The sequence below is a fragment of the Psychrobacter sp. AH5 genome (assembly GCF_040371085.1).
Classification (GTDB): Bacteria; Pseudomonadota; Gammaproteobacteria; order Pseudomonadales; family Moraxellaceae; genus Psychrobacter.
Window position 1 is genome coordinate 1,256,969 of the sequence record NZ_JAMBMT010000001.1, and the last position, 23,772, is coordinate 1,280,740.

The following is a 23,772-nucleotide window of genomic DNA, read 5'->3' on the forward strand; positions in this document are numbered from 1 at the left end:
AATTCAAGGAAGAGGAGACAACCATGTCTGATAATCAAAATGCTACGGTCGAGAGCAATGTGCGTCCTGAGTATGACGATGAGATTCAAAAAATTGCCGATTATGTGCTCCATTATTCGATAGATCAAGACTCAAACAACAGCGAAGACGCTTGGAATACCGCGCGTCATTGTCTGATAGATACACTCGGCTGTGGTCTACTAGCGCTGCGTTTCCCAGAATGCACCAAGCATTTAGGCCCAGACTGCGAGGATCAGCTCACCCCAAATGGCGCACGAGTTCCGGGCACTACCCACCGACTAGATCCTATCAAAGCTGCCTTTGATATCGGTTGCATGGTACGCTGGCTGGATTATAACGATACTTGGCTGGCAGCTGAATGGGGGCATCCTTCTGATAATTTGGGCGCAATTCTCGCGGTAGCCGATTACATCAGTCAGCAAAATATTAGCCGTAATCGTGAGCCCTTGGTTATGCGCGACGTGCTTGAGGCGATGATTATGGCGCATGAGATTCAAGGGGTGTTGGCTTTAGAGAACTCTTTTAATCGCGTTGGCCTTGACCATGTATTTTTAGTCAAACTTGCCTCAACTGCGGTGGTCGCTAAGCTCTATAAGTTACCACGCGAACGTATTATGGCTGCGATATCGCAAGCGCTAGTCGATGGGCAGGCGCTGCGTACCTATCGCCATGCCCCCAACGCCGGCAGCCGAAAGTCATGGGCAGCAGGTGATGCCACGAGCCGCGCAGTACGGCTAGTAGATATTACTCGCCGCGGTGAAATGGGTATCCCGGGCGCACTCTCAGCGCCGCAGTGGGGCTTTTATGATGTGCTGTTTAGCCATACCAATAAAGACTTGGCACTCAAGCCTGAGAGCGAGCGCAAATTCACCTTTCAGCGTGAGTTTGGCAGCTACGTGATGGAGAACATCTTATTTAAGCTCAGCTTCCCCGCTGAATTCCATGCACAGACCGCTTGCGAAGCTGCTGTTATCTTGCATCCACTTATCGATGATAGGATTGATGAGATTGAGAAAATCGTGCTGACCACTCATGAGTCTGCTATTCGTATTATCTCCAAAGAAGGTACGCTGGCCAATCCTGCTGATCGCGATCATTGTCTACAGTATATGGTCGCTGTGCCTTTACTAACGGGCGACTTGATGGCGGAGAACTATGAGGATGACTACCACGCTCAGCATCATATCTTGATTGACGGCTTACGTCGTAAGATGATCGTCGAGGAAGATGCTAGCTATACCAAGGACTATCATGATCCTAGTAAGCGCTCGATTGCCAATGCGATTCAGATTTTCTTCAAAGATGGTACTAGCACAAGCAAAGTAGTCGTTGAGTATCCTATTGGTCATAAACGTCGCCGCGCTGAGGGTATTCCGATACTAGAAGCTAAGTTCCGCGCCAATTTGAGTACCCGCTTTATAGAAAGTCGCTGTCAAGAAATCATTGAGCTGTGCGATGATCAGCAGCGCTTGGAGCAAACGCCAGTTAATGAATTTATGGACTTGTTTATGGTAAATTAGATCATGTCTAATTGGTTTTTATGAGCTAAATGTGTAATAAGTAAAAGGGCTTGTCGTTAATTGAATAACGCCAAGCCCTTTTAATTTCTATAATTTATTTTTGTACCTTAGTGTACTCATTACCAAGGAATGGACTCCCCTGCCCAATCGACAAAGCTACCGGTTTGCTCACTACTCATTTTTGATAATACTTCTAACAAGGATTCAGCGCTGTAGGCTGGCGAGAACAAGTGGCCCTCTTTAACATTTGCTTGAAAGGGAGCTGAGAGCTGCGTATTGACGGTACCGGGTTGCATGACGACGACACAAGTATCTTTCAAGGAGCGTGCCCACTCAATACTTAGATTTTTCATGCCCATATTGAGAGCCGCTTTACTCATCCGGTAGCTATACCAACCGCCAAGCTCATTATCCGTGATACTGCCTACACGCGCAGATATTGTCGCAAAGATAGCTGGACTGTCGTTATTTCTCTCCGCCTTGCTTAGCAAAGGCTTAATGTGCTTAGCGATTAGCATGCTAGCTAGCGCATTGACTTGCATGTTTTTTAAAAAAAACTCACTCTCAATCTGGCGTAGGGCTTTTTCAGGTTGGGTGTCTGCAGTATGTAGCAGGCCTACACAGTTAATCACCCAATCAAGATGGTTACTGTGCTGTTTGATAGCGTCCGCTCCTTGCTTAATACTATCCTCATCACAGATATCCATCTTTAGCCAATGCAAATTATCGGCCTCCACTTCAGGCACACTACTATAATAGGTAGCAAACACGCGAATGCTTTGGTCTTTATCATTATTATCAGCAGTAGCGGCTACTAGCTGCTCGACCATGGCTTTGCCAATACCGCCCGTACCGCCTACGATAAGGTAAGTCTTTTTATTTAAATTATTCATACTGCCTCCTTTAGACCTTCTGACTATAACCATAGCAAACAGCGCTATAAATTGATACGGTTTACCGCGGACACGCCATAAAAAAGCCTCCTATTTAGGGAGGCCTTTTACTACAATAGACTTATAGCTAATGTGCCGATTTTTCTACCACCACGACTGGAACCTCATTGTGGTCACAATCGTACAGCTTACCCTCAGTAAAATAATCACCTTCTGTCAACTCAACAATGACATCGGAGCGTACTGAGCGATCTTCAGTACCAGCGGCAAATACAGACTGATTTTCTGAATTACCCAGTTTTAGATGATTAAATAATAAGTTTAGGGCAATAGCCATGATAGCTGTAGAGCTAATACCTGAATGGAAGATAGTGGCAAACCAGTCGGGGAATTGATCATAGAACGAAGGCGCGGCAATGGGCAACATACCAAAACCGATGGAAGTGGCTACAATAATTAAATTCATATTATTGGTGTAGTTGACTTGCGCTAGAGTACGTATCCCACTGGCTGCAACAGTACCAAATAATACAATACCAGCACCACCAAGTACGGCGGTTGGAACCGTAGCGATAACACGGCCCATCAGCGGCATTAGTCCTAACACTACTAAGATAATACCAGCAAAGGCCACTACAAATCGGCTCTTAACATTGGTTACTGCTACCAAACCGACGTTTTGAGCAAAAGCACTTTGAGTAAATGAGCCAAAAAATGGCGCAACAACACTCGATATCATATCGGCACGTAAGCCATCGCCTAAACGTCTTGAGTCAATTTTGGTATCAATGATATCGCCTACTGCCAATATATCCGCTGAGGTCTCAACCAAGATGACTAGCACCACGATGAACATCGAGATGATAGCGGCAAGCTCAAAAGTTGGAGCACCAAAGTGCATGGGCGTTGGAAAAGCAAATATCGGCCCTGTCATAACATTGGAAAAATCTACCAGTCCAAGCGCCCAAGCCACCACCGTTCCAATAACCATCGCTAGTAGTATCGATAAGCGACTGATAGCAGCATTACCAAGCTTACTTAGTAACAATACTAACGCTAAGGTAAAAGCGGCTAAGCCGATATTGGTCATACTACCAAAGCTTGGCAAGTTACTGTTACCGCCCATAGCCCAGCGCGCCGCGACAGGCATCAAAGTCAGACCAATAGTAGTAATAACCGCCCCTGTCACCAGTGGTGGGAAGAACTTGATAATCATCGAAAACACAGGCGTAATCAATAACCCTATAATCGAGGCGGCAATGACCGCACCAAACACCGAAGGTAGTCCGCCTCCTGCAGTAACAATAGCGACGATGGTAGCGACACTAGCGAAGGATACCCCTTGGACTAGTGGTAGCTGGCAGCCAAAAAAGGGCACGCCGATAGTTTGTAACAGTGTGGCTAATCCCCCTATGAACAAGGAGGCAGCAATCAGCAGTCCAATCTCTGCCGGTACTAAGCCTGCCGCTTGACCGACAATTAGCGGCACTGCGATAATGCCACCATACATAGTCAGTACGTGCTGAAAGCCGTAAGCAATATTAGCAACAACACCTAGATTCTCATCCTCTGGGCGGGTTGCTATTTTTGGGTTAGTAGTTATATCCATATGTAGTCATGCTCCATGCCTAAGCCTAATCTATTTTGATCTTAAATTATTGCTGAATTAGGATAACGACTATTTGAAAGAACTGCCAGTGTTTTTTGACCATTTGGTCAGCTTTATTGTATATATTATTTTTTTATCAATAAAAACAATCAGTTAATTAATAAATATTACTAATATTAAAGCAAACTTTTTAAATTAAAAGATTAATTCCTTTCACTATAAAAACCATTTACTATCTGCTTGACTGATTTAAGCTTTTATAAGGGTATTATTTACATGTTATCTTCCCAAGACCAACTGACCGAGCTGGTGCGCCTGCTTGAAACTGAGCAGCATGTCTTTGCCACTGACCCTTTATTGGTTACTGAAAAATTACAACATGAAGAGGGTACCCCTACTCAAAAGCTGCATCGCCGTGCCGCGCGTATCGATAGTAATGGTGCGTTAGCAAGAGTACTTGGCAAGATAGACGGTCGTCTCAGAGGCATCATGACTATTATGAGCGTGGTTTGGTGTCTCTCTGGATTTTTGGGATTATTTACCTTACTACAGGCTAATGTGGTTAATTTCTTTTATGTCTTAGTATGCTTGCTAGGTTTTCATACGGTTATGCTAATCGGTTGGCTAGGGTTTACCTTAGTCAAACGCGGTGAGCACTCTAGCAATTGGTTTACAAATTTTGTCAGTCCTAGCTACCTGATACGCGGTAAAGATGACATCACTCAAGCAGCGGTGCGGCTCTATGAGCAGCAATTAGAGCATAGCGGGATGCGCTGGTATTTGGGCAAGTTTAGCCATCAGTTGTGGCTAGCGACTTTGACCGGTATGCTACTGGCAATTATATTTTTATTAGTGGTGCGCCAGTATAGCTTTAGCTGGGAGTCAACCTTACTCTCGGATCAGGCGCTAATTAGCTTGACGCAGTTTTTGGGATGGTTACCTAGTATGGTGGGGTTTGATGTGCCAGATAATGAGGCTATTGTCCAAAGCCGTTTGGTGATTGATGCACTGCCTTTATCGGTAGCTAGGCAATGGGCCAGTTTGTTAGTAGGTAGTTTATTGATGTACGGTATCGTGCCGCGTGCGCTGGCTTGGGGGTTTTGCGCGCTGATGTTTCGTCACAATAAAATGCGCTTGGATCTAAAGCTGCCTTATTATCAAAAAATCATCAACTTTTGGCAACGGCAAGTGATTGATGCTGACGACTTTAAACAACCCCCTGCTCCTGTAGCGCCAAAGGCAACGGTAAGTAGTGGTAATAAGCTGGTTGCCTTATTAGAGTACCCAAGCGAGCAGCAGCACTGGTGGCAGGCAGGATCGGCTATCAGAGCGGATGAAGAGGTGGAGAACTTTGGCATAGTCGATGATCGTGAGGACATGGCGCGTTTGCACGAGTATTTGGATAAGCATCCGGTACAAGTGTTGCTCGGTATTCACAATAAAGCGCTACCTGATCGCGGTACTTTGCGTAAGCTTGACCAAATTGCTACTCATGCCGAGCATGGATTGATTGTACAATTGCTGCATAATGATGCTGCTAATACGGACGCTCAAACCGCAAATGTGCGCTACCAACAGTGGCAGACGGCTTTAGCTGAAAGACAAATAGGATTGGTGGAATGAATAACAATAATAATTTAGATAACAACTTAACTAACAATAAGTCAGTTGGGTTATTCGCTGACAAGGCCTTAGTAGACGATCCAACAGCTGACAGCACTGTCGATACAGAAGCTAATTTACCTGTGAATATTGAAAAAGTATCTCAAACAGACGCTTCAAAAACAGCTGATATTAGCAAAGCCAACTATGCAGCAAATCATAAAGCCACGCTTGCTAGCGGCGAGCGATTAAAATTAGCCGTTGTCGGTCATACCAATACGGGCAAGACATCCGTTTTGCGCACTTTACTACGTGATGTTTATTTTGGAGAAGTCAAAAATGAAGCGGCCACTACGCGTCATGTGGAGCGCGCGCAACTGACTGATAGTCAGACAGGAGAAGTACTAGTCGCTCTATATGATACCCCAGGACTGGAGGATGCTTCGGGGCTAATGGATTGGCTTGAGGATAATACCGCCAGTCGCCGTGATGGTATCGAGCGCTTGCAGCAATTTTTGGCCGCTGATATTGCCACTGGTGCGCACGGCGCGGAGGACTATAGTCAAGAAGCAAAGGTAATTCGTCAGCTGCTGGCGAGCGATATGGCGGTCTACGTCGTTGATGCGCGTGAGCCGGTGCTCGGTAAGTATAAAGATGAGCTGGCGATTTTGTCTTGGGCGGCGATACCGGTGATGCCAGTGTTTAATTTCACCGACAGTCAAGACGCTAATATAGACGCGTGGCAGATGATGCTGGCAAGGCGCAATCTGCATATCTCTACCCGCTTTGATTCGGTCGCTTTTGAGTTTGAAGATGAGATGCAGCTTTGGGAGAACTTAGCGACTATGCTGACTCACTCTGAGATGCTTGAGCAACTGATGCAGCGCCGCAGGGAGTATTGGGCGCAGCTGTACGATGATGCGCACCTTATCATTGCTGATTTTTTGTTAAATGTGGCAGCCTTTGTGCGTGAGATCAACGAAGACGACGATCCTATGCCGGTATTGCATGATATGCAAGAAGCGGTCAGACAGACTGAACGTGCCATGCAGCAGCAATTGCTAAATCTTTATAAGTTTTATGATAATGCCGTGGCAGCGACGCCACTTGAGCTGCAAGCTTATCAGCAAGATCCTTTTGACCCTGAACTGCTAAAAAGCTATGGCATTCGCACCACTTCTGGCGCGGCAGCGGGCGCATTATTAGGACTAGGTATCGATGCGGCAGCACTAGGAACGACTTTAGGCTTGGGCGCAGCATTGGGTGCTATCGGTGGCGGCTTATTATCCAATACTAGTAGTATTGCCGATAAAATAACTGGCGTTAAGCGCTTATATATAGATCCCGCTACTTTGACTTTGCTCGCCACTCGCGCGACTGACTTATTAAAGGCCTTGCGCCATCGTGGTCACGCAGCAACTGACGCCACTCAGATGTTGTATCAAAGTGATAAAGTTAATAACAGTGCTAATGACGAGCCTTCGCTTGAAGATGGCATTGAGAAAAGCAGTGAGACAAATAATGAGGAGCAGGCTATTACGCTTTGGCCTGCCCATAAACTACCAAGCGAGCTCAAAAAAGCGCGCGGAAAGCCGCAGTGGTCGTCCCTCAGTAGCGGTAAGTCAGAACAAGCGCAGAGCCTGCGGATGGATGCAGCGTGGTCGCTGGCTCATAAATTACAGGCAAATCAGCTTTAGGATGATTAGGTGATTTTATATCATACTCAAAAATCAGATGATTCGTAGGGTGCGCTAAATTAAAAACTATATTTAGGTCAATAACGCGCTCAATGCCTCAGTACCACGAACATCCGTCTGCTGCAAATAAATCGGATAAATGGGATATTTTTTAAAGCTCTGCTCAATCTGCTGCATCAATTGCTGCTGTCTATTAGCACGCTGCTGCCAAAATGCATCTTTTTGATCGGTATCAATCAGTTGATTAACGATGATTGCGGCAGGATTGAGTTTACTGTCCTCTAATTGCTCAATGGCTCGCTTAGTCTCAGCTAAAGGTAATACATCCGCCGTCATCACTAATAAGATAGCGGTTTGAGCTGGGTCATGTAGCAGCGCTCCTGCCTGACGAAATAACGCTTTACGCTTCTCTAGTACCAAGACCGCTTGCTCCCACTTATCTGGTTTATGCTTCTCAAAAGGGTTGGCGACGTTTTTGGACGGGTTGTTTTTTAGTGATATCTTATCACTGCTATGACTATCCAAGCGCGTAGCCACTGAACGCAGTTTGGCTTGGCGTCGCTGCTGAGCGAGTAAGCCATCCGTCCACGCGCCCATCATCTCAGGCAACACCAACAACCTTAACGTATGCCCAGTTGGCGCAGTGTCAAAGATAATATGCTCATAACCCTCACTAGCGGCTGCCACTAGATGCTGACACATAGCTTCTAACATCGCCGCTTCCGCTGCGCCTGGTGCTGACTTCGATAACCGAAAATGCTCACGAATTTTGGGCATCATATCAGGGTTGGCGTAAGCTGTGATGGTACGCTCAACTTGCGCAAAGTGCGCGTCGATAATACTATCAGGATCTAGCTCAATGGCATCAAGATAAGGGGTTATAGCGCTCTTTTTATTACTAAGCTTGCTATTTAATACATCGCCTAAACTATGAGCCGGATCGGTTGAGACTATCAAGGTCTTTTTTTGTTGCTTAGCATATTGGCTGGCAAGGGCGGCTGCCGTAGTGGTCTTCCCTACGCCGCCTTTACCGCCGACAAAGATAATGGGTTGATTGGCTAGCTGAGAGATTAAATGATTTAAAGGGTGCAAGGACATATTCTACCTTAGTTTTTTGGCTCTATAATTTGTTTCAAACGGACTATAATTAACAGCAGCCAACATGATCAAAGGGACATTTATCCATGCCCATACGCGTATGCCATTCATGAAAGTTTTCTAAAAATAGTGGCTGTAATTCCAAAGTATAAAAGCTGGCTGGATTATCAATCCCCAAACTCTCGGCAAACATCATTAGCATAAAAAAATCTTCTTCATCACGAGCCGCCCGTGCCATGGTTTGTCGATAGGGCGCATGATAAAACTCATTGAGTCCGGCGCTAAAACGCTGCCACCAAGATTGATTTTTTTCCATATTATTCATAATCCGACTTTAAAAGTTTAATACTCTATGACTAGATCATATCATTAAGGGCTGATTTATGCTTTGTTCAAGCATAAAAAACGCCAGCAATTGCCAGCGTTTTATTCTCTTTATATATCAATGTTCTGCTAAACGTTTTTACCTTTATGCTTGCCCCACTCTCGGCGTAGTACCGAAAAGCTCTCAAAAGTCACTAGCACTGATGCAATCAAAATTACTAAATCCATCACAATCAATAGCCAGTTACCATCATCATAGAAGGTTTTTAGCTGAATTAATAAGGCAAATAGTGTCATCACTAATAAGAAACATAAGGGCGCTAAAGTGTACCAAACGGTTTTGCCATTACGTAGCAAAATGACGGTGACAATCATCAACGTCAATGCGGCCATCAGTTGGTTAGTGGTACCAAATAGTGGCCAGATAATCATACCACCGGCACCGTCGATGCCGCCTGCACCAAACGCTAGTACTAGACAGGTTCCTACCGCTAATAGTGTCGCCACCCAGCCTTTATTTAGAGTGGGCAAGTTATAAAACTCGCCAAACTCTTGGAAGATATAACGCTGCAAACGCACACCCGTATCCATAGTGGTACCGGCGAACAGCGCTGCCATAACTGTCAGCATCGTTTGTGATAACACCATCTCGATACCAACACCATTACTTAAGATGGTAGCGCCGCCATCGATGAAGGCGCCGATAGAACCATCACCAAAGTTTTGATAAACCGCTTGCCAATCGCCTAATGTCGCAAAACCAGCAGTCGCTGCCAAGATAGCGCCAAGTGCGAGCATGCCCTCGCCTAATGCGCCAAAATAGCCTACAAAACGGGCATCTTCTTCTTTATCGATCTGCTTTGAGGTGGTCCCTGTCGCCACCAATCCATGGAATCCTGATATCGCCCCGCAAGCAATAGTCACAAATAGTAGTGGCACAATAGAAGGCGCGCTCATCGGTAAGTCTGTATTAATAGCGGGCGCGACAATGTTAGGGGTTGAGATAAAAATAGCAGCGTATAACAATATCAGGCCAACGAATAACTGTAAGCCGTTAATGTAATCACGCGGCTGTAATAACATCCATACCGGTAACAACGATGCTACTGCTGCATAAGCGAATAGGATAAGGATCCATACCGCATTATCAGGCAAGCCTAAAAAAGTCTCTGGCAACACTACCGGGAACATAGGTCCTAGATAAATAAGCCCATAAAGTGCAATCACCCCAATGATAGATACCCAAACTAAGCTCATATTGTAGCGGTAGATACATTGGCCGATAATAAAGGCGACCACTAACGCGCCCCAGACTGGCAATACCGCAGATGGTGTTTTGATAAGCATATTGGCGATAGCGACACCGAATACCGCGTTAACCATTAGCAGTAGTAAAAAAATCACTACCATCATCAAGCTACGCACCCGTGTGCCCATCACTGTCCCAGCGATTGAGCCGATAGACTGACCACGGTTACGCATACTAGCCCAAATAGCAGACATGTCATGCACCCCTGCCATAAATATCGTGCCAAAAACCACCCAAATAACAGCAGGCACCCAGCCCCAAATAACCGCAATGGCAGGGCCGATAATAGGCGCGGCTCCAGCTACTGATGTAAAGTGATGACCCCACAATACGTATTTATTGGTAGGTACATAATCCACGCCATCCTTCATGGTATGCGCGGGCGTCGGTAGACTATTATCTAATCCTAAGATTTTGCTAGCTATAAATTTTGAATAAAAAGCATAGCCACATAGCATCAAGCCGACACCAATTGCTAACACAATAGCACTGTTCATTTCATTTCTCCTTGCATATCCTCTCTCCTTACCTAAGCCTAAAACGGCTGCTCTCAAATTAAATAATACTTCTCAAAAATGAAAATGCTAGCAGGGTTATGCGTAACCGCTACTATTTAGCATACAAGTGTTGTAGTATCGCCTTATATCATCGCGCTGGTCAATTACAATCTTCAGATCTATAACTTACTAACCTAGTAACTTATCAACCTAGCAACTGAGTCTTTATTCGCATAAAAGAACGTCACGTCATTAGTTTATTTCGTATGACTACAAATTTAATTTAAAATACTCTGTTCAAAATACTTCATTAATAAAATATCAAGGTAAAAAAATGGCATATTATTTTGGATTTGTTCCCTCAGATGAATTGAAAAAGCTTATCAAGGAGGCTGCAGAAGCAGTAGCTTCAGACGAATATGTTGAGTATTATCCTTATCGTGACGCGCTTACTCATAAGACAGCTCGAGACTTGATCGATAATCTACTAGTAGGTTTGGTTGAGATTATACCCAATCCAGAGCGCCAAGCTTCCATGCGTAAAATCGTAGGTACTATTGAGCGTTCTGCCGATACGCTACTCAATATTTTATTAGGGAAAGAGAATAACGAAGAGGTGCTACCAAGCTTTCATTTTTTGCGAGACAGAGCTACTTTTACTGATAATGAAGGGGTAAGCCGTGTTGGTTTTGAGCTCTCAGAGAACGCCGCTCAAAAGATAGTTGAAGGTTTTGCGGCAGTGACTCCCGATGACGTCGATATGAGTAAATTTAAATTAGCGTTAGAGACGATGAATGAGGAGACCTTAACGCATTTTATTACTCGTTATGCTGAAACGCTACAGCTAGGACTTATCAAACGTAAGTCAGTGCCGGTGGCCAAAGCGGCTATCGATAAAGGCATGAGTATGGCACTTAATAAGCTATTACCAGATCTGCCTATCGACTCATTGAACCGTTTGGCTAATTATTACCGTCCTTTTATAATAGAAAAAGCCGATTAGTCACTATTATTAGAACAATCTTTATTTAATCGCCTTTTGTAATTAGGCAAATTCATCAAAACTTGCTAAAATATGTGGCACTTTTATCAAAGGCGCAACCTACTATGACTCAAATCAGCAACCAAGAGATTGAACAAACCCTGCGTAACTCAGAGTGCCTAATCAGCAGTATAGAAGTTGCTGCTGCCTATGAGCGTCTTGCCGCTCAGCTCAACCTACATTATGTTGGCCTAAATCCTATCGTAATGGTGGTGATGAATGGCGGTCTTATTCCGGCAGGACAGCTGTTGACTCATCTTACTTTCTATCACCGCATGCATTATATTCATGCTTCACGTTATCGTGATAATGAAGGAACAAATGATCTTGATTGGAAGTTTAAACCTGACGTTAGTATTGAAGGCGAACACGTCTTGTTGATCGATGATATTTTTGATGAAGGCATCACTCTAAAAGCCATTGTTGAAGAATTAGGCAAAGAAAAACCGTTATCTATTGAGACTTGTGTTTTGTTGAATAAAGAACACGACCGCAAAGTGGCTAACTTTGATGTTGATTTTGTAGGTATCAATGTTGCTGATCGCTATGTTTACGGCTGTGGTATGGACTTTCATGGTTATCTGCGTCACTTGCCCGGTATCTATGCTATCAAAGAAGACAAATTATAACTTGAATAAGTTTTAACCATAAAAAAGCATCCTTTTTGGATGCTTTTTTATTATTTGGATTTTAACTATCTTTTAGGTTAGAGAACTGCTGAGCCAATCCAGTATAACGCTCAGTTGGGGTCTGGACAGCCTTTTCAAAAGCCTGCTTAGTACTATATATCGTCACCTGCTTCTTAGCGCGCGTCACCGCCGTATAGATAAGCTCTTTACTCAGTAATCTAGCCTGACTATTATCAAAAGTAGTCGCTACGTGATCAAACTCAGAGCCTTGCGATTTATGAATAGTCATCGCATACGCTGTGGCAATGACTTCTTCATTTAACAAATTGACAGCGATTCCCTGCTCCTTGTTCTCAAAAAACACCTCTAGTTGCCCACTATCCTCACCTATCTGTAAACAAAACCCAATATCGCCATTGAACAATCCTAGCTCATAGTTATTTTGTAGTATCATCACAGGACGACCATGAAACCAAGTGTTTTGACCCAGTGGCAGCTTTAACTCCGTAAGATGCCACTGAGTTAGATAGTTATTAATATATTGATCGCCCCACTCGCCTTTATGAACGGCGGTCAATATCCTAAATTGATTAAAAACTGCGGTTAGTGAAGCAATAGTAGCTTTTACCGGTTTTGGCATAGATTTTTCTATTGGGTCTAATAGTAGTTCTTCAACTTTAATAATGTAATTTTGGTAGTTATCTGATATCTCTTTTAATATTATTAAATTACTTAGGCTATTTTCTATCTTATTAGCTAGTAATATATCTGCTGGTAACGCATTAACACGCTGGAAGCTTAACGCTTCATCGGTTTTTAGTAATTGCCAAATAGCTTGGGTGTCTGTCTCTGCTTTATTAATTTGTGCGGCAAGCTGACCAATACCTGAATCAGCGCCAAATCGTCGACTCTCTGTTAGCTCCGCATGTATCGGCTGCAATATTGGAATACGGCACAAATCGGCTAATACTGCCCCAGCATCTACCGCTGCTAACTGATTGGCATCGCCTAGCAGTATCAATCTTGCGCCCGGTTTTATTGCACTCACTAGGTAATTCGCAAGCTCCACCCCTAACATAGAGGCTTCATCAATGATAATAATATCTTCGCCAAGTGGATTGGTAGCATCGTAACGCGGTCTACCCGTACGGCCTATGCCTAACAAGCGATGAATAGTTTTGGCTTCTTGTAATTGTAGCTTAACCTTTGAACTATCTAGCGCCGCTTGTAAAGACTCTTGCATGCGCTGAGCGGCCTTACCTGTCGGCGCGGCTAATGCTAGACTGGCACTGTCTGTACTAAATCTAATATTATCATGCTCCTCTCCCCTACTCTGTGTCGCTTGTTGTAAAGCAATGACTAACTGCGCAACAGTATAAGTTTTCCCTGTTCCTGGACCACCGGTAATAATACTAAAAGCGTTATTATTAGCGACATCAATGGCTGTCACTTGGTTTTTATGCAGACCTTCAGGTATGCCTATCGGTAAAGGGGTTATTTGCTGATTTAAGATATTATTGATATTTTTTGCTAAACTGAATTCTGCTTGCCAAGCGCGGTGTAGCCATAACGTTAGTGATATATGATTATCTTTCTTTACCTGCTGGTAAATTATTGGTTGATTAAATTTATTTATATTGCTTAGGCTATTTTTATTATCGTGATAAGACTCATAACTATTAAGATTAGTAAATAAATCATCTTCATTAATCCGCTTGATAAAAGCATTTAAATCAGTGTTTTTAAGTATGTGATAAATCTTAGTGACGGCAGCAAAGCGCTTATGTAGCATCTCTTTCTCATAATTGCTAACCGCTAGCTGTGTCCATAACTGAGCTTGCTTAGCAAACAAAGTGTCTAGCGAATCAAATATCGATAGCTCATTGACACGCTCTTCTGGTGGTTGAATACCTACTTGCGTATCAAGTAGTGCTAGCATTGGCGCAGCTAGCCTCTCTAATAATCGCTGCTGCCAAGCATATAGGGTAGCTGTCTCACCATTGGTTGAGCCTTGTAACGGCTTTTCCTGCTCAGCTTCGGCGATCGTTAATACCGTGTGCCCCTCTTCTAAATGAGCAGCTAGCATAATAAATAACGCACTAAATAAGCTACTGTTTTGAGTTTGAGCATCTTGCTGATGACTTGTATCAGAACTTGCCGCTACCCTGTCACTGCTTACGCTATAAGCCTCATAGGTTTGCCGGCGGCGTAGCAACATATAATCACTAATATTACTCGCCCAACTTTCCTGTACGCTCATTGCCGCTTTGTTATTATTGGTCTTGCTCATAAATTGTTACTCATAGACTGTTACTTATATTTTGTATAAACCGTATGCCGATCTTTATCATTAGCTCATTGATAAGCTAATCTGGCGTACCAAATAACTCATCTAAAACTTTGACAAATTCGATTGGAATATCCCAAGTGACTAATCCATAGCTGTCACTACGCATAGTATCGCTACTATCAGCTTTATAAGTATCTTGTGATTTATCATCAGTAGCTACTTGATAAGCTGAGTCATATACCCCTCGCAAAAACACATATTCGACTGGCCCTAGATATTTATTTTCATTACCCACGTAATCACTAATTCTCATACCAAGGAAACGATGTAGGGCTACTTGATAAATTGCGGCCTGTAGCCAGTATCCTGCTTTTGACATAGCTTGCTTGAGCGTTTTTTCATCATAATTACTTAGGCTATTTCCTAAAAAATTACTCTTATAATCCACTACATAATACCTGCCAGCGTGCTCATAGACCAAGTCAATCTCACCACGCAGATAACGATATAGATGCATTTTGTTTTGAGTGACAAGCGTGACGTGCTTATCACTCTCATCTGGCAGATGCTGCTGAAAAAGCTGATTAATCTCTTGCACTCTAAAGCGATCTGACAGGCCCATATTAAACTCTAGTTCAGCAAATCTTTGACTGGCATTTAGGGATCGTAGAGATTGCTTTGAGGCCAATAATGGCGCTTGTAACACCTCTTCAATCCAGTTTATTAATGCCTTATGCTGACTTGCATCAATTGAGTCTAGCTCGGTTGGGCTACTACCTTTTGCTTGCTTCCCTTGCAACAGTCGGCTCTGCTGTTCTGCGCTGCTATAGATTAATGGTAGCTGATAGCTACTAACCGCTCTATCAATGACCTGAGACCACTGTGATCGGTTATTAAAATCAATTTTTTCAAATACTTCATGCAAAAAAGTACCAGCATTAGCGCCTTTGACAAAAGTAAAACGAATATCGTCTTCCGACTTCAGATGAGACTGCTCGTTGGCCTGTAGAGAATGAGTATGATTGGCTTGTAAAGTCCCTGTTATATCTAAAGCATCATCCATGCGCTCATCTACTACCGCCATCGCCTGAGTAGACTCATCTAACTGCCGCGCTAAAGCGGTAAAGCTGGTTTTGGACCACCCTTGAAAGTAATTGATTTCCATGACTTCTGCAAACGGCGCATACTCGATAGCTTCGGTAGTAGGTTTTGTAATAGCAAGCTTAGGGTGATTTAAACCTTTTGCTTTAGCAAAGTTATTATAGAATTCATTAATATTATGCCCTCTAAGCATACCTATAATGCCTTTGAGTCTATCAGGTAATTCAAAGTTTGTAGCAGGTATATCAAACCAATAGCATACTGGTCTTACATCGGGGTTGGTATTTTTAAAGGCATCTTTTAAGACAACATAAAGCTGCTCACTGGCTCGAGTAAAGGCCACATAGCCAAGCCTACGTAGCTCGTCAAAACCCTCCTTGGTCTCGATTTCGGTATAATAGTCTGCAGTCGTAGCAGAACCTTGCAGTGGTGAGAAGCGACGCTGATTACTGATTGCTTGCGTAGTCGATTGCGGCATTAAAGCTGATAGCGATTGTTGAGCGTTGTATAAATATAGGCCATAGTTTTCTTTATTGCCCGACTTTCGACTGGCATCGCCCATACCTAGTACATAAACAATAGGAAACTCTAAACCTTTGGATTTATGAATAGTCATCAGCTGCACGCCAGACTCGGTTGGTAGCGGATACTGCTTAGCCCAGTCGCTATTGGGAGCCGCGTCTATGTTCTGTCTAAACCAAGCTAACAGCTCATGCTCGCCCATTCCTATACCGAACTGCGCCATGACGTCCATGATATGACGCAAATCCATAATATGACGATCGCCCTGTGGATGAGCCGCTAATGCTTGCCAAACGCCTTGTGGCTGTACTGGGTTTTTGTCTAACAGATAATGCAGTGCCGATAACACACCAAAACGCTGCCAGCGCTGCGCTGCCTCTTTTAAGTAGCTAATAAAGTCTTGATAGCTTGTATGGTTAATAGTTAGAATTTCTTTTTTGCTTAGGCTATTGTCTATTGCTTTTGAAACTTGCCCTGACTCATGATCTCTCATCATGGCTTTGACTTGTTTGATACTCAGGCCATACAGATGACTGGTGAGCACCCGATTAATCATGTCATGACGGTACGGGTATAGCATAGCGCTAAGCAGTGCGGCGACGTCTTCAGCCATGATGGTCTCAAAGATACTGACATCGCTAGTGGTCAAAGTCGGCACTTTTAGCTTAACAAGTTCATCTTCAACTTGCTTTAGATCTTTTTTGGTACGTGCCAGCACGCCAATATCGCTAGGCTGAATGGGTTTGCCTTTTAGAGTCTGAGCACTAGCCAGTAAAGTGGCAATATGCCGCGCGGTAATCTCATGCTCATCATAATCAAGCTCTTTATCATAAGGCAGCTGTAATAAGCTCACGGGCTGATTGGATAGCACCTCAGTAACCAAAGCACTATTAACCGCATCAGGCTCATGAAACCATGACAGCTGATTGTCTAGTTTTTCAGCTTTAATATACTGATAATAAATACCCGTCCCTAGCTGCGCAAGCTTATTATCAGTAGTCGTTGCTGCGGGCTTACCAAACCAGCAGTTTAACGCATGAATAACACCAGCGTTTGAACGGCGGTTAATGTTGAGCGTCCAAAGGCTACTGTTATCAAACTGCGCTTTCATATAGTTGTAGTTGGCGACATCACCGCCGCGAAAGCCATAAATCGCTTGCTTGGGATCACCAACCAATAATAAAAACTCATGGCTGGCCTTTTTGCTCGTTGACGGCTGCGGTTTGGCTTTAGATAAATAAATACTCTCAATCATAGTCGCTTGCTCGCCATTGATATCTTGCGATTCATCAATCAGTGCCACTGGATAATGATGGCGAATATAACGCGCCAGCTTCTGCCCTTGCCGACCTGTTAACGCTTGATTAAGGCGTACCATCTGCAAGCTAAAAGTCGTCTCGCCGCGCTCTTCTAAAATCACTGGTAATCTTTCGCGTACCGCAAGGACGATATGGCGATTGAGATTGGCTAGCAGCAATACAATATGCTGATTTAAATTATCAACCTTATCCAAAATAGCCATTAACTTACGGATAGTTTGTAAGCTAAAAAAAGCTTCATGCTCTTTTTCTTTATTCTTATTAAAGTTTTTAATTTTGCCGTCTTCATTGGGATATCTAGAATCCTGCAACGAGGCAATAATCTTGTGCTCTCGCTCGTTTAAATAGCTAGTAAACGCTAGCTGATATTCTGCTACCTTTTTATGCACCTCAATAATGGCATCAAATTGTTTAAATAAAATAGACCCAGCGTGAAAACCTTGCGACTTTCGATAATCAGGATCTAGATAAGGTTGAATATCAACCAAATCTACATCAGTAAACTCATAAAGTAGCTGCTCATATTCACTAAAGTCAAACTCTTCATCCAGCTCTATCTCATCAATAGGCGCAGAGATAAAATTAAGCGAACGGGTCACAAAATTTTTATGATCACTAACCGCCGTTAATTTGCCTTGCTGATCGAGTAAATCATATAGTTTGGGCTGCTCACGATGTAATCGGCTTTGAAACTGACGCAGCTCATCATGAATAATACTATCTGTCACCTGCTGGATACCGCTATCCTCAACAATGCCCATACCCTGCTGATGACCGGTCTCGCTACTATACTCGGTAAGCCATTTTTGCGCTAAGCTATCGAGCGTACCGACAAACAGTCTATCGAGGGTATTTAACACTAGCGCCGTACGCCGAATGGCCTCAGCCATTGGATAGCTATAGACATGATCTAGCAAATAACCTATTAAATGCAGGTTAAGCGGATCTTGCATCAAATCAGCTAAGTGCGCGTACTGAGCTTGCTCTATGAGCCAATTCTCACGCTTTTTTTTAGCCGCTTCACGCTTGTTAGCAGCGGCTTGTTTATCATAGTTATAATCTTGGTTGAATTGGTTAGCGTTTGAATCTGTAGCTGCATCCTTTTTTGCTGGTTTATTACTGCCACTTTCAGGCGTTACTTGAAGCAGATCAGGATATAAGCTGGCCTTATTATTAATATCAGCACTCAAGCTATTAACGAACTGCAATAATTGATAAAACGCTACCAGACGATCATGAATACGCTGGCGCATCTCCGCCGCAGCAGCGCGAGTAAAGGTCGTGGCAATGATTTGCTCAGGCGCGCGCCGTGCCTCAATCAGTAGCCGTAGCACAATGCCCGTTAATGTCCAAGTCTTGCCAGTACCTGCTGAGGCTTCAATAAGATGCTTGCCCGTGAGTTTGACCGCGACCGCTGGTATCACCTCAGCTTTGCGCTCATTATTAGCATCGCTCTCAACCACGAGCTCCGGCTGCAGTAGAGATGGTGTAGAGATGTCAAGGATATCAGAGCTGTCGGTAAAGTCTTTCATATAAGCGTACACTTTTATTATTCTGTCTCAAATTCATAAGCTAGAAACTAGCGCTGCTAAATTACTAGCTATCTAAAGTCTCTAACGCTGCAAACATTGGCTTATACAGCGGCTGCGACAAGGTGGTCAAAGCCGATGATAGCGCTTTAAAAGCATCTTGATCACGCAGCACATACTGCCAAATGGCATGCTGCGAGCAACTATCGTATACCGTATCTATATGAGAGCCCGCCCTTAGCCAATCTGAGAAGTCCGCGCGTTTTGGCCAATAGCTACCGCTCGCGCCTTCTTCAGCGTTTAAGGACTTCTCAAGAAACTTAAGCGCATACTCAGGCAATAGGGTAATGGGCACTTGACCCGTTAACTTGGCAAACAGCGCCCACTTAACCAATTCAACCACCGCATTTTCATACAGGATAGGTTTTAGCTTAAACGCGATTGTGTTCTCATACTTCTTAATCCCTGCTCTTGGCTTATTAAAGCGCCAAATACTTACCCCATCATTTAACGCCACTTGCTCGGCAGTAGTACATCTAGCCACTTGCCAATAGATGTGCGCCAACCAAAACTTAAGTAAATGTTTTGGATCGGCGGAATTAGGGAGAATATTTAACCACTGCTTAGGAGACTGCCCAGTATCTATCGGTGCTGATGTTAGTACTAGTGTAGGCACTGCGCCTTTTATTTTAATCACTTTAGGTAGCAGTTTCAGCAGTGAGTCATTATCTATACCCTTTAATACCGCTGCTAGCTCTAGCTGAACCGGCTTTTCAGTAGTTGGGGTAAGTAGCTGTAAGCCATCTGTGCCCGTTTCAAGGTTTTCATTGGCTAAACCAGAACCATCAAAGCCATTAGCCAATAACTGCTCTTTAAACTCTAAGCATTGCTGTTGCAGCTTTTTATGTTGATTAGGCAAAGTGGTTTGTCGAGCGACCCCAGCTGGCATGATTTTTTGATACAGCAAAGTCTGATTAACAGTGTCATTTGTTTTATTGCTGCCATTATTATCGGCCGCTAGCTCCTTGAGCAAATGCTCCTTAATCTGATAAGTGGTTAAACCATCCAAAAATAGTGGCTCTTGCTGCGCTATGGCCTCCTCGCCTTGTATTATATGCAGCTTTTGCGTACGCAAAAACGCTTTGGCAGGATGGCGCACTTGATAAGCTAGCACCTCTTCAACATCGATCTCGCCAATATTAAAGACGCTATCAAATAAGGTTTGGTTAAGCGCTTCTTTATCATTAGCAGTATTGCCATTATCAGGGTTCTCTAGCGCTAGCAGCTCAATCAAGGTTTGCAAAGTTTGATTGTCGGCCTGTCCTAGCTGACCCAAACCTGTACCAAGTAGCTGAGCGATGCATTCATATTGCGTTTTTGATGGTAAAGCGACCAGTTGCGGCGGCGTGCCAGCTACGCGTCCCTTCAAGGTATGAAACACCGCCTGCCAAATCGGCGCAGGAGGAAATTGCTTTTTTTGTGCCAACTTGGTTTTGCGCATGGCTGTATTTAACAGCGTATCTAGCTCATCGATAATGTCGTCTTTGCTGTTATCTACAATATCATTGTCAGCATCTGCAATTTCTGTTTCAAATAAACTTTCATGAAAAGGCAATGCCGGATGCTCAGTGACTAGCCACTGCCGGATTAATTTAGGCAAATATCGCTTAAGGCTTTCGGTCGTTGCATCAACGCTCTCCGGTAAAACAGCTAAGGCATCTAGGGATTTTACCTGCCACTGCACCTCGCCTTGCAAAAAATGCAGTAGCTCGCTCACAGGATTGGCTGGCAAATGCTCATGGGTATCAGTCAAGCTTTGACCATTATAAAATATCCAGCAAGCACTACGCGCGCATAGCATGGCATCCAAAAATGCGCCGTTATCATCATCCTCGCTGACCCTATCACCGCGGCGCGAATTGGCCGCTTTCATCAAGTCATAACGGTTATCACGATCACGCGCCGGAAACTCCGATAGATCCATATTGAGCATCACCACTAAGTCAAAAGGCACGTTTCTTAAGGCACCAAAACGGCCAAAGGTAATCACCCCCGTCGGCTCAGCACTGACTTGCTGACTCTCAAGCTCAGCCTCAATACTATCTAGCATAAAGCTAAGCTTAAGCGGCAGTTGCTCAACGCCTGCCAGCTTTTTTTCCACCTCATGATTGTTACTATCACTACTAGCGTACTGGCGATAATGACGATTGGCCCGCAGGCTTGATTTAAAGCCATTCATAGCATTATAGATAGCGCGCATGGTACGGGTTTGATCGACATCGCCAAAGTAGCGATGAATGACTTGCGTTTCGATTTGATCAAGCCAATCTTCCGCTTTTAGCTTTTGGGTATGATCATCACGGCGCGCGCTCAAGCCGGTATAAATACGGCAAAGCGCCTCCACAATCAGCGCATCATTTAGACTCACTTGCGACAGCGGCAAGGTCATCTCAGCCATTGCTGAACTTGGCCACTCCTCCTCTACTAAAGGATATAAACAAGCGCTCATATTGGCCTCTGGCATCACCAGGCCCAAAGTCAATCGATCTAACGCTTGCGCGAAGCTAAAGCGATAATCATAGTCATGATGATCTAAGGTGGTTTTCAGATGACGCTCATCAAAACCGCGGATAAAACCTGCCTCGATCAGCAAATCACAGCCGCGGCTCATCTGTTCATGAGTTAATCCAAAGCTTTCAAACAGCGGCGGCAGCATCAGCCAGTCTAAAACCTCAGCCGCCTCAAAACGGGCATTATGACTGCCCAATAACTTATAAAAACCAATGATCGCCTCCCATAACTGACGAATATCGGCATCGACCACACCCGTTACTTTGGCAGGCAAGGTCAAGCCATCTTGCCCTTTACCATTGACAAAAATAGAGCTAATCAGCGCATGATGCTGCTCAACATTGGGCAGTAAAACAACAATGTCAGATATATGGCGTTTTTTCTCGCCAGATTTGACTGGCTCATTAAGCCAGCGCCCAATCATAATACGCAGCACCTCTAACTGACGCTGTAAGCTATGGCACGAATGTATGCTTAGGCTATTGTCTTGCGCAGACATGTCCCAAAAGCGCTGTTTCTCAAAGCGCTTATTCTCTAGTACCTCGTCGTCATACCACGAGGATTGCGGCTCAAAACTTAGCTCTATTTGACTGCTAAGAGCTTCCGAGACTTTTGCCGCGGTGGCTTGCTGGGTCGATTGCTCATCAAGCATCAATACATCATTTTGCAGACGTTTTAATAAACTAAGGCTATTTTGCCTAGTATGAGCGCTAGCTGCAAACTCATCTTTGCAATCATTATCTAAACTATCAACATCAACATCAAAGCTATCTTGCCACTCTACTAACGCGTCTAAGTGTTGCTCATTACCCGATAAGTTAGCGAGCATAGCAAAAGTATCGCGTGACTGCTTGCCCAAACGCGACAGCAAGCTGTGACCATAATCACGCAAAAACACACTTTCAGGATTAATAATCTGCTGACGCTGTAGCCAAGATTTATCGACAATATCCGCCCAAAATAGCTTGGAGGGATTATAGTGCAGTAGCATAATGTCCATGTATTTCGATAAACGCTGCAAAAAGTCAAGCTCGGTTTGCGGCAATTGCTGAATGGTAAAGATACGCAGCACCTTTGGTAATTGTCCGCGCTCATTGGCTTTATTATTCTCTAAAGCTGACCAAAAGCTGTTTTCAAGCGCTACCCGGTGCAGATGCACATCAGCAAATAGCTGCGACCATAAAAAACGCTGGGCCGCCTCCAACTCCATATAATGAGCAACCAACCACTCAGGGGTTGCGCGCGCATACTGATCAAAGCGCAGTGACAAGGCATCTTTATCAGCTATCAGAGCCTCCACATTCAGCGGCTTATTATTCGACCACAGCGCTAACCAATCCTCGCGATGGGTCAAGTAGCGATTAAACACTCGCGCCAAATCGCTTGCCAGCTGCCAAATACGCGCATCTTGCTGCGCTTTATCTGACCCGGCTCCTAATTGCGACTCATCAACCAAAGACGCTAATAGGGGATGAAGCGGATGCTGCTCGTCTGCTACAATCGACTGTTGGTAGTAGGTCAAATAACCAAACAAGCGCCACTGCATAACCGTTGGTGATAATACGGCCACTTCAGGCACATTTAAAGTTATCGCTGTAGGATCAGTCTCTAATAAATAAGCGTTATGGCGGCTAAGTACATTTTGCATCAAAGTCCACTGATACTGACCCCAAAAGGTAGTGGTGACCAAAGTGCTGATACCCGCCTGACTAGCAATTGACTTATCGAGCCAATCGCCTAATACCATCGACGGCACAATGACAATAAACTCTGCAAAGATAGGCTGGTTTTTGGCCTTGTAGGCAGTCAATAACTCATCTACCAAATATTCGGTGCGGTGCGACTGGATAATTTTAAACATAAATGACAATCTAATTGGAGTAGAAGAATAAAAAATACAAAGTAGAAGACTTTAGCTTTAGTATCAGTATCAGTATCAGTATCAGTATCAGTAAAAGTAATTACAGCAAACATCATAGTTTCAACGATAGCTACGCTGACAATGATAAAGCGATATAAAGCTAGGTTTGGCAGTCGTGGCAACTGTTTTTTTCTGTTAAGATAACGACGCTTAATCACGATAGGTAATTATTTTTTTACCCTAGTTTTTGGTAAAGCCTATTATAACGATATAGCTAGTATGCTACTAATTTGATTGCTTTTGAGTGTGCCACTGATAAGCTGCATTTACCAGTGTAC

At 43.9% G+C, this 23,772-nt stretch carries 14 protein-coding genes; 5 read left to right on the top strand and 9 right to left on the bottom strand.

The window, feature by feature from the left end; genetic code table 11:
• Nucleotides 1–23 precede the first annotated feature (23 nt).
• Entirely contained in the window at nt 24–1,541 is a 1,518-nt protein-coding gene (locus M0N77_RS05250) for a bifunctional 2-methylcitrate dehydratase/aconitate hydratase (RefSeq protein WP_353104161.1), read from the top strand.
• Nucleotides 1,542–1,660: 119 nt separating this feature from the next.
• Here M0N77_RS05250 and M0N77_RS05255 read toward each other — a convergent pair whose 3' ends face one another.
• Nucleotides 1,661–2,434, bottom strand: coding sequence for an SDR family oxidoreductase (locus tag M0N77_RS05255; protein WP_353104163.1), 774 nt, complete (start codon nt 2,432–2,434; stop codon nt 1,661–1,663).
• Nucleotides 2,435–2,561: 127 nt separating this feature from the next.
• Nucleotides 2,562–4,043: a nucleobase:cation symporter-2 family protein gene (locus tag M0N77_RS05260; protein ID WP_353104165.1), complete on the bottom strand. Its 1,482-nt coding sequence runs from the start codon at nt 4,041–4,043 to the stop codon at nt 2,562–2,564.
• A 276-nt stretch (nt 4,044–4,319) separates the two neighbouring features.
• Between M0N77_RS05260 and M0N77_RS05265 the strand changes: the two genes are divergently transcribed.
• Together M0N77_RS05265 and M0N77_RS05270 are read left to right on the top strand one after the other, a co-directional pair.
• Nucleotides 4,320–5,666 carry a DUF2868 domain-containing protein gene (locus tag M0N77_RS05265; RefSeq protein WP_353104166.1) on the top strand — a complete coding sequence of 449 codons (1,347 nt, stop codon included), beginning with the start codon at nt 4,320–4,322 and terminating at the stop codon, nt 5,664–5,666.
• Nucleotides 5,663–7,342 (top strand): DUF3482 domain-containing protein, encoded by a 1,680-nt coding sequence (locus M0N77_RS05270; protein ID WP_353104168.1) that lies wholly within the window; start codon nt 5,663–5,665, stop codon nt 7,340–7,342. The genes M0N77_RS05265 and M0N77_RS05270 overlap by 4 nt, the downstream gene beginning before the upstream one ends.
• 72 nt (nt 7,343–7,414) lie before the next feature.
• Here the strand turns inward: M0N77_RS05270 and M0N77_RS05275 are convergent, their stop codons facing one another.
• From M0N77_RS05275 to M0N77_RS05285, 3 genes are all read right to left on the bottom strand, one after another.
• Nucleotides 7,415–8,440 (bottom strand): ArsA family ATPase, encoded by a 1,026-nt coding sequence (locus tag M0N77_RS05275; RefSeq protein ID WP_353104170.1) that lies wholly within the window; start codon nt 8,438–8,440, stop codon nt 7,415–7,417.
• 49 nt (nt 8,441–8,489) lie between these two features.
• Complete coding sequence (locus tag M0N77_RS05280) at nt 8,490–8,765, bottom strand: cory-CC-star protein (protein WP_371834189.1); 276 nt, start codon at nt 8,763–8,765, stop codon at nt 8,490–8,492.
• Nucleotides 8,766–8,893: 128 nt separating this feature from the next.
• A complete protein-coding gene (locus M0N77_RS05285) occupies nt 8,894–10,570 on the bottom strand; it encodes a carbon starvation protein A (RefSeq protein WP_353104172.1) in 1,677 nt (558 codons plus the stop codon).
• 334 nt (nt 10,571–10,904) lie between these two features.
• Between M0N77_RS05285 and M0N77_RS05290 the strand changes: the two genes are divergently transcribed.
• Nucleotides 10,905–11,573, top strand: a complete 669-nt coding sequence (locus M0N77_RS05290) for a hypothetical protein (RefSeq protein ID WP_353104173.1) — start codon at nt 10,905–10,907, stop codon at nt 11,571–11,573.
• Nucleotides 11,574–11,677: 104 nt separating this feature from the next.
• Entirely contained in the window at nt 11,678–12,241 is a 564-nt protein-coding gene (locus M0N77_RS05295) for a hypoxanthine-guanine phosphoribosyltransferase (protein ID WP_353104175.1), read from the top strand.
• A 61-nt stretch (nt 12,242–12,302) separates the two neighbouring features.
• On the opposite strand, the gene recD is transcribed toward M0N77_RS05295, so the two are convergent.
• From recD to M0N77_RS05315, 4 genes are all read right to left on the bottom strand, one after another.
• Complete coding sequence (gene recD, locus M0N77_RS05300) at nt 12,303–14,531, bottom strand: exodeoxyribonuclease V subunit alpha (protein WP_353104176.1); 2,229 nt, start codon at nt 14,529–14,531, stop codon at nt 12,303–12,305.
• A gap of 76 nt (nt 14,532–14,607) precedes the next feature.
• On the bottom strand, nt 14,608–19,005 hold the full coding sequence (locus tag M0N77_RS05305) for a UvrD-helicase domain-containing protein (RefSeq protein WP_353104178.1): 4,398 nt from the start codon (nt 19,003–19,005) through the stop codon (nt 14,608–14,610).
• Between the two features lie 64 nt (nt 19,006–19,069).
• On the bottom strand, nt 19,070–23,434 hold the full coding sequence (locus M0N77_RS05310; protein ID WP_353104180.1) for an exodeoxyribonuclease V subunit gamma: 4,365 nt from the start codon (nt 23,432–23,434) through the stop codon (nt 19,070–19,072).
• The gene (locus M0N77_RS05315; RefSeq protein ID WP_353104181.1) at nt 23,392–23,616 is read right to left on the bottom strand and encodes a hypothetical protein; all 225 of its coding nucleotides are present in this window, start codon (nt 23,614–23,616) and stop codon (nt 23,392–23,394) included. Before M0N77_RS05315 ends, M0N77_RS05310 begins: the two co-directional genes overlap by 43 nt.
• Nucleotides 23,617–23,772 lie beyond the last annotated feature (156 nt).